This window comes from Pseudomonas sp., assembly GCF_030684895.1.
Lineage (GTDB): Bacteria > Pseudomonadota > Gammaproteobacteria > Pseudomonadales > Pseudomonadaceae > Aquipseudomonas.
Window position 1 is genome coordinate 1 of record NZ_JAUXXP010000063.1, and the last position, 4,931, is coordinate 4,931.

The window sequence follows — 4,931 nt, forward strand, 5'->3', positions numbered from 1 at the left end:
GAAGTGCATTTGTCCAACGTGCACAAACGCGAAGCTTTCCGCCATCACTCCTACTTTTCAGATGTTGCGGTGGGAGTGATCTGCGGCCTTGGCGCCAGCGGTTATCGACTGGCCCTGGAGGCTGCACTCGAACAACTTGAACTTAAGCGCCCCTGACCTCACCGGGAGTTGAACCACTATGGATATTCGTAAAGTCAAAAAACTGATCGAGCTGCTGGAAGAATCCGGTATCGACGAGCTGGAGATTCGCGAAGGCGAAGAATCCGTGCGGATCAGCCGTCACAGCAAGCAGCCGGCCTTTATGCAACAGCCGATGTACGCCCAGGCGCCTGCGCCTGCAGCTGCTCCGGTTGCTGCCGCACCAGTAGCTGCTGAAGCCGCTGCGCCTGCAGCCGCCAAGCTGAATGGCACCGTGGTGCGCTCGCCGATGGTCGGCACCTTCTACCGCGCTTCCGGCCCGACGTCGGGCAACTTCGTTGAAGTCGGCCAGAGCGTGAAGAAGGGCGACATTCTCTGCATCGTTGAAGCGATGAAGATGATGAACCACATCGAGGCCGAAACCAGCGGCGTGATCGAATCCATCCTGGGCGAGAACGGTCAGCCGGTGGAATACGACCAGCCTCTGTTCACCATCGTTTGATCCACGGAGAGCCAGCGATGTTGGAAAAAGTTCTGATCGCCAACCGCGGCGAGATCGCCCTGCGCGTCTTGCGCGCCTGTAAAGAGCTGGGCATCAAAACCGTCGCGGTGCATTCCACCGCTGACCGCGAGTTGATGCACCTGGGCCTGGCCGACGAGTCGGTGTGCATCGGCCCGGCCTCTGGCGCGCTGTCCTATCTGAATATTCCGGCGATCATCAGCGCCGCTGAAGTCACCGGCGCCACTGCGATCCACCCTGGTTACGGCTTTCTCGCGGAAAACGCCGATTTCGCCGAGCAGGTGGAAAACTCCGGCTTCGCCTTTATCGGCCCGAAAGCCGAGACCATTCGCCTGATGGGCGACAAGGTATCGGCCAAGGACGCCATGAAGCGTGCCGGTGTACCAGTCGTGCCTGGCTCCGACGGCCCGCTACCGGAAGACGAAGAAACCGCCCTGCAGATTGCTCGCGAAGTCGGTTATCCGGTGATCATCAAAGCCGCTGGCGGCGGCGGTGGTCGCGGCATGCGCGTGGTGTACAAGGAAGAAGACCTGATCAAATCGGCCAAGCTGACCCGCAGCGAAGCCGGTTCGGTGTTCGGCAACCCGATGGTCTATCTGGAGAAATTCCTCGGCAATCCACGTCACGTGGAAGTCCAGGTGATCTCCGACGGCCAAGGCAACGCCATCCACCTGGGTGACCGCGACTGCTCGCTGCAGCGCCGCCACCAGAAGGTGCTGGAAGAAGCGCCGGCACCGGGCATTGATGAAAAAGCCCGCACCGAAGTGCTGCAACGCTGCGTCGATGCCTGCATCGAGATCGGCTATCGCGGTGCCGGCACCTTCGAGTTCCTTTACGAAGATGGGCATTTCTACTTTATCGAGATGAACACCCGCGTACAGGTTGAGCATCCGGTTTCGGAAATGGTCACTGGCATCGACATCGTCAAGGAGATGCTCAGCATCGCCGCTGGCAACAAGCTGTCGTTCAAGCAGAGTGACGTGGTGATTCGCGGCCATTCGCTGGAATGCCGGATCAACGCCGAAGACCCGGACAACTTCATGCCCTGCCCCGGCAAGGTCAAGCACTTCCACGCCCCGGGCGGCAACGGCGTACGGGTCGATTCGCACCTGTACAGCGGCTACACCGTACCGCCGCACTACGACTCGCTGATCGGCAAGATCATCACCTACGGCGCCACCCGCGACGAGGCCATGGCCCGCATGCGTAACGCCCTGGACGAAATCGTGGTCGACGGCATCAAGACCAACGTGCCGCTGCATCGCATGCTGGTCCGCGACAAAGGTTTCTGCAAAGGCGGCGTGAATATCCATTATCTGGAGAAAAAACTGGGTATGGATAAGCACTAAGCTTCGGCTAAGCGCACAGACAAGGGCTGCCATTCGGCAGCCCTTGTCGTTTCTGCCGACCGCCAGCGGTGGCAGCCGCCCCACCGCTTCAAGTAAGCTGCGCGCCAATTTGCGCCATCCCGCCACAACGCTCACGAGGTTTGCCATGCCCTGGTTACAAGTCCGTCTCGCTATCACCCCAGAGCAGGCGCAAACCTACGAAGATGCGTTGCTGGAAGTCGGCGCCGTCTCAGTGACCTTTATGGACGCCGAAGACCAGCCTATTTTCGAGCCGGACCTGGGCACCACGCCCCTGTGGTCGCACACCCACCTGCTCGCCCTGTTTGAAGCCGATACCGACGCCAACGCAGTATTCGCGCACCTGCAACTGCTGACCGGCGCCGAGTTGCCGGAGCACCAGGCTGAAGTGATCGCCGACCAGGACTGGGAGCGCAGCTGGATGGACGGTTTCCAGCCGATGCGTTTCGGCCAGCGCCTGTGGATCGTGCCGAGCTGGCACGCCGCACCAGAGCCGGACGCCGTCAACCTGCTGCTCGACCCAGGCCTGGCCTTTGGCACCGGCACTCACCCGACCACCGCACTGTGCCTGGAATGGCTGGATGGCCAGCACCTGCAGGATTGCAGCGTGATCGACTTCGGTTGCGGCTCAGGCATCCTGGCGATTGCCGCCCTGCTGCTCGGCGCGCCGCAAGCAGTCGGCACCGATATCGACATCCAGGCCATCGAAGCCTCGCGCGATAACGCCGGGCGCAACGGTATCGACCCCGCGCGCTTCCCGCTTTACCTGCCTGAAGACATGCCGCAACAGCCGGCCGACGTGGTGGTCGCCAATATCCTCGCCGGTCCTCTGGTGGCGCTGGCGCCGCAGATCACCCGCCTGGTCAAGCCCGGCGGGCGCCTGGCACTGTCAGGCATCCTTGCCGAGCAGGCCGAAGAGGTGCGCGCCGCCTATAACGACGCTTTTATCCTCGACCCGACTGCCGATAAAGACGGCTGGGTGCGCATCAGTGGCGTACGCCGCTAACCGCCCCAGCGCGCACAGCTGCTGCATTGCCAAGCACTTGCGTTAGACTAGCCGCCTCGTTTAGCCGGATCGCCGCATGACCCAGAGCTTCGTCACCCAGTGCCCCCATTGCCGCACCAGCTTTCGCGTGAGCCTCACGCAGCTGGGTGCCGCCCATGGTGCCGTGCGCTGCGGAGCCTGCCTGCATGTGTTCAATGCCGCGCAACAACTGCGTGAACAGGGCCAGCAATTACCTGGCCCGGCGACGCCAATTGCTGCGCCAACGCCAGCCCCACAGCCGAGCAAACCACCCGCGCAGCCCGCGCCACGCCCGGCAATGCCCAGCGCCATGCCTGCAATAGCGGCCGCGCCGGCCAGCAGCAAAGCCAGCGATACACTGTGGATTCATGACGACCTGGATCTGGACAGCCTCGATCTGGACGAAGAGCTAGCCAAGCTCGAAGCCCAGGAGCAACAGCTGTCCAAGCAGTTCCTGGCGATTGATAGCGCACCGAAATACAACGAAAGCTTTCTGGCCCCCGAGCCGATAGAGCACGACCCGCACGATGAGCGCTGGGCCGAAGCCCTGCTGCAGGATGAGCTGAGCAAGCCGGCGGGCAGCCTGAGCGTCAAACCTCAGCCGCTGACGCCACCTGTTCGGCCGACTCCGCCGCCGGCACCCGTAGCGCCCGCACCGATCAGCGAGCCCGAGGACGAGCCACCGCTTGACCTCACCGCCCTCGACCGCCGCCACCCCGAGCCGGAAATCGAGCACATTGAGCTGCATGCCGAGCGCGAGCCCCTTAGCTCGCAGGCAGACAACCTGATCGAGAAAGATCCACCCATAACCACACCGAAGAAAACCGCGCGCAGTGAGCCCGCACTGCGTGACGAGCACCTGTTCGAGCTGGATGACGAGCCTCTGCAACTGGACTGGCAACAGCCGAAGAAGCCCTGGGGCCGCTGGATCGGTTGGGGCCTGCTGAACTTCCTGGGCGCAGCAGCCCTGGCCGGGCAGTACGTGACCTACCACTTTGCCGAACTGGCGCGCCAGGATCAGTACCGCCCCTGGTTCGAGCAGCTGTGCCCGGCAGTCGGTTGCCTGCTGCCCTCCAAGGTCGATATCACCCAGGTCAAGAGCAGCAACCTGGTGGTGCGCAGCCATCCGGAATTCAGCGGTGCGCTGGTAGTCGACGCCATCCTCTACAACCGCGCGGCGTTCTCGCAGCCCTTCCCGCTGCTGGAAATGCGCTTTGCCGACATCAACGGCCAACTGCTCGCCAGCCGCCGTTTCAAGCCCAGCGAATACCTCGCCGGCGAGCTGGCCGGCAATGCGGAAATGCCGCCGCAGACGCCTATTCACATATCCCTGGACATCCTCGACCCAGGCACACGGGCGGTGAACTACAGCCTGAGCTTCCACTCGCCGGAATAGCCTGCACGCGGCGGATTGCTTGAGAATGCGCCACAACCAAACCCTTCGCGATAAGCCCAGAGCTGTTCAGAATTTGTTCAAAACAGCCTTTCTCCGGTCATCCAGAGCGGGTATCATGCCCACCCTTTTTCGCACTCTCCTATTTGTTCAACAGCAGGTCTCTTGAGCAGGGAAGCCCTATGTCGGCGCTACGCATCGGCCCCTACACATTGCCAAATTCGCTGATTCTCGCCCCGATGGCGGGTGTCACTGACCAGCCGTTTCGTCAGCTGTGCAAGCGTATGGGTGCGGGCCTGGTGGTGTCGGAAATGGTCACCAGCGATGTGCGTCTGTGGAACACCCGCAAGTCGAGCCTGCGCATGATCCACAGCGGTGATCCCGAGCCACGCTCGGTACAGATCGCCGGTGGTGATCCCGAGATGCTCGCCGAAGCGGCGCGGCGCAATGTGGAAATGGGCGCGCAGATCATCGACATCAACATGGGCT

The 4,931-nt window shown here is 62.3% G+C and carries 6 protein-coding genes; all 6 read left to right on the forward strand.

Annotation, left to right across the window (positions count from 1 at the left end; all coding sequences use genetic code 11):
* A partial coding sequence (locus tag Q8M42_RS14840; RefSeq protein ID WP_305284353.1) for a type II 3-dehydroquinate dehydratase occupies positions 1–156 on the forward strand: 156 nt, incomplete at its 5' end.
* A 22-nt stretch (positions 157–178) separates the two neighbouring features.
* On the forward strand, positions 179–640 hold the full coding sequence (gene accB / locus Q8M42_RS14845; protein WP_304869465.1) for an acetyl-CoA carboxylase biotin carboxyl carrier protein: 462 nt from the start codon (positions 179–181) through the stop codon (positions 638–640).
* Positions 641–657: 17 nt separating this feature from the next.
* Positions 658–2,007 carry an acetyl-CoA carboxylase biotin carboxylase subunit gene (accC, locus tag Q8M42_RS14850; RefSeq protein WP_304869463.1) on the forward strand — a complete coding sequence of 450 codons (1,350 nt, stop codon included), beginning with the start codon at positions 658–660 and terminating at the stop codon, positions 2,005–2,007.
* 145 nt (positions 2,008–2,152) lie between these two features.
* On the forward strand, positions 2,153–3,031 hold the full coding sequence (gene prmA / locus Q8M42_RS14855; protein ID WP_304869461.1) for a 50S ribosomal protein L11 methyltransferase: 879 nt from the start codon (positions 2,153–2,155) through the stop codon (positions 3,029–3,031).
* 76 nt (positions 3,032–3,107) lie between these two features.
* A complete protein-coding gene (locus Q8M42_RS14860; RefSeq protein ID WP_304869459.1) occupies positions 3,108–4,445 on the forward strand; it encodes a DUF3426 domain-containing protein in 1,338 nt (445 codons plus the stop codon).
* 179 nt (positions 4,446–4,624) lie between these two features.
* Positions 4,625–4,931: tRNA-dihydrouridine synthase (locus Q8M42_RS14865; protein WP_305284352.1), on the forward strand; the 307-nt coding region annotated here is incomplete at its 3' end.

Bases quoted from the DNA above. Each gene is read 5' to 3' on its own strand.
- accB (WP_304869465.1), top strand. From the start codon at position 179: ATGGATATTCGTAAAGTCAAAAAACTGATCGAGCTGCTGGAAGAATCC.
- accC (WP_304869463.1), top strand. From the start codon at position 658: ATGTTGGAAAAAGTTCTGATCGCCAACCGCGGCGAGATCGCCCTGCGC.
- prmA (WP_304869461.1), top strand. From the start codon at position 2,153: ATGCCCTGGTTACAAGTCCGTCTCGCTATCACCCCAGAGCAGGCGCAA.
- Q8M42_RS14860 (WP_304869459.1), top strand. From the start codon at position 3,108: ATGACCCAGAGCTTCGTCACCCAGTGCCCCCATTGCCGCACCAGCTTT.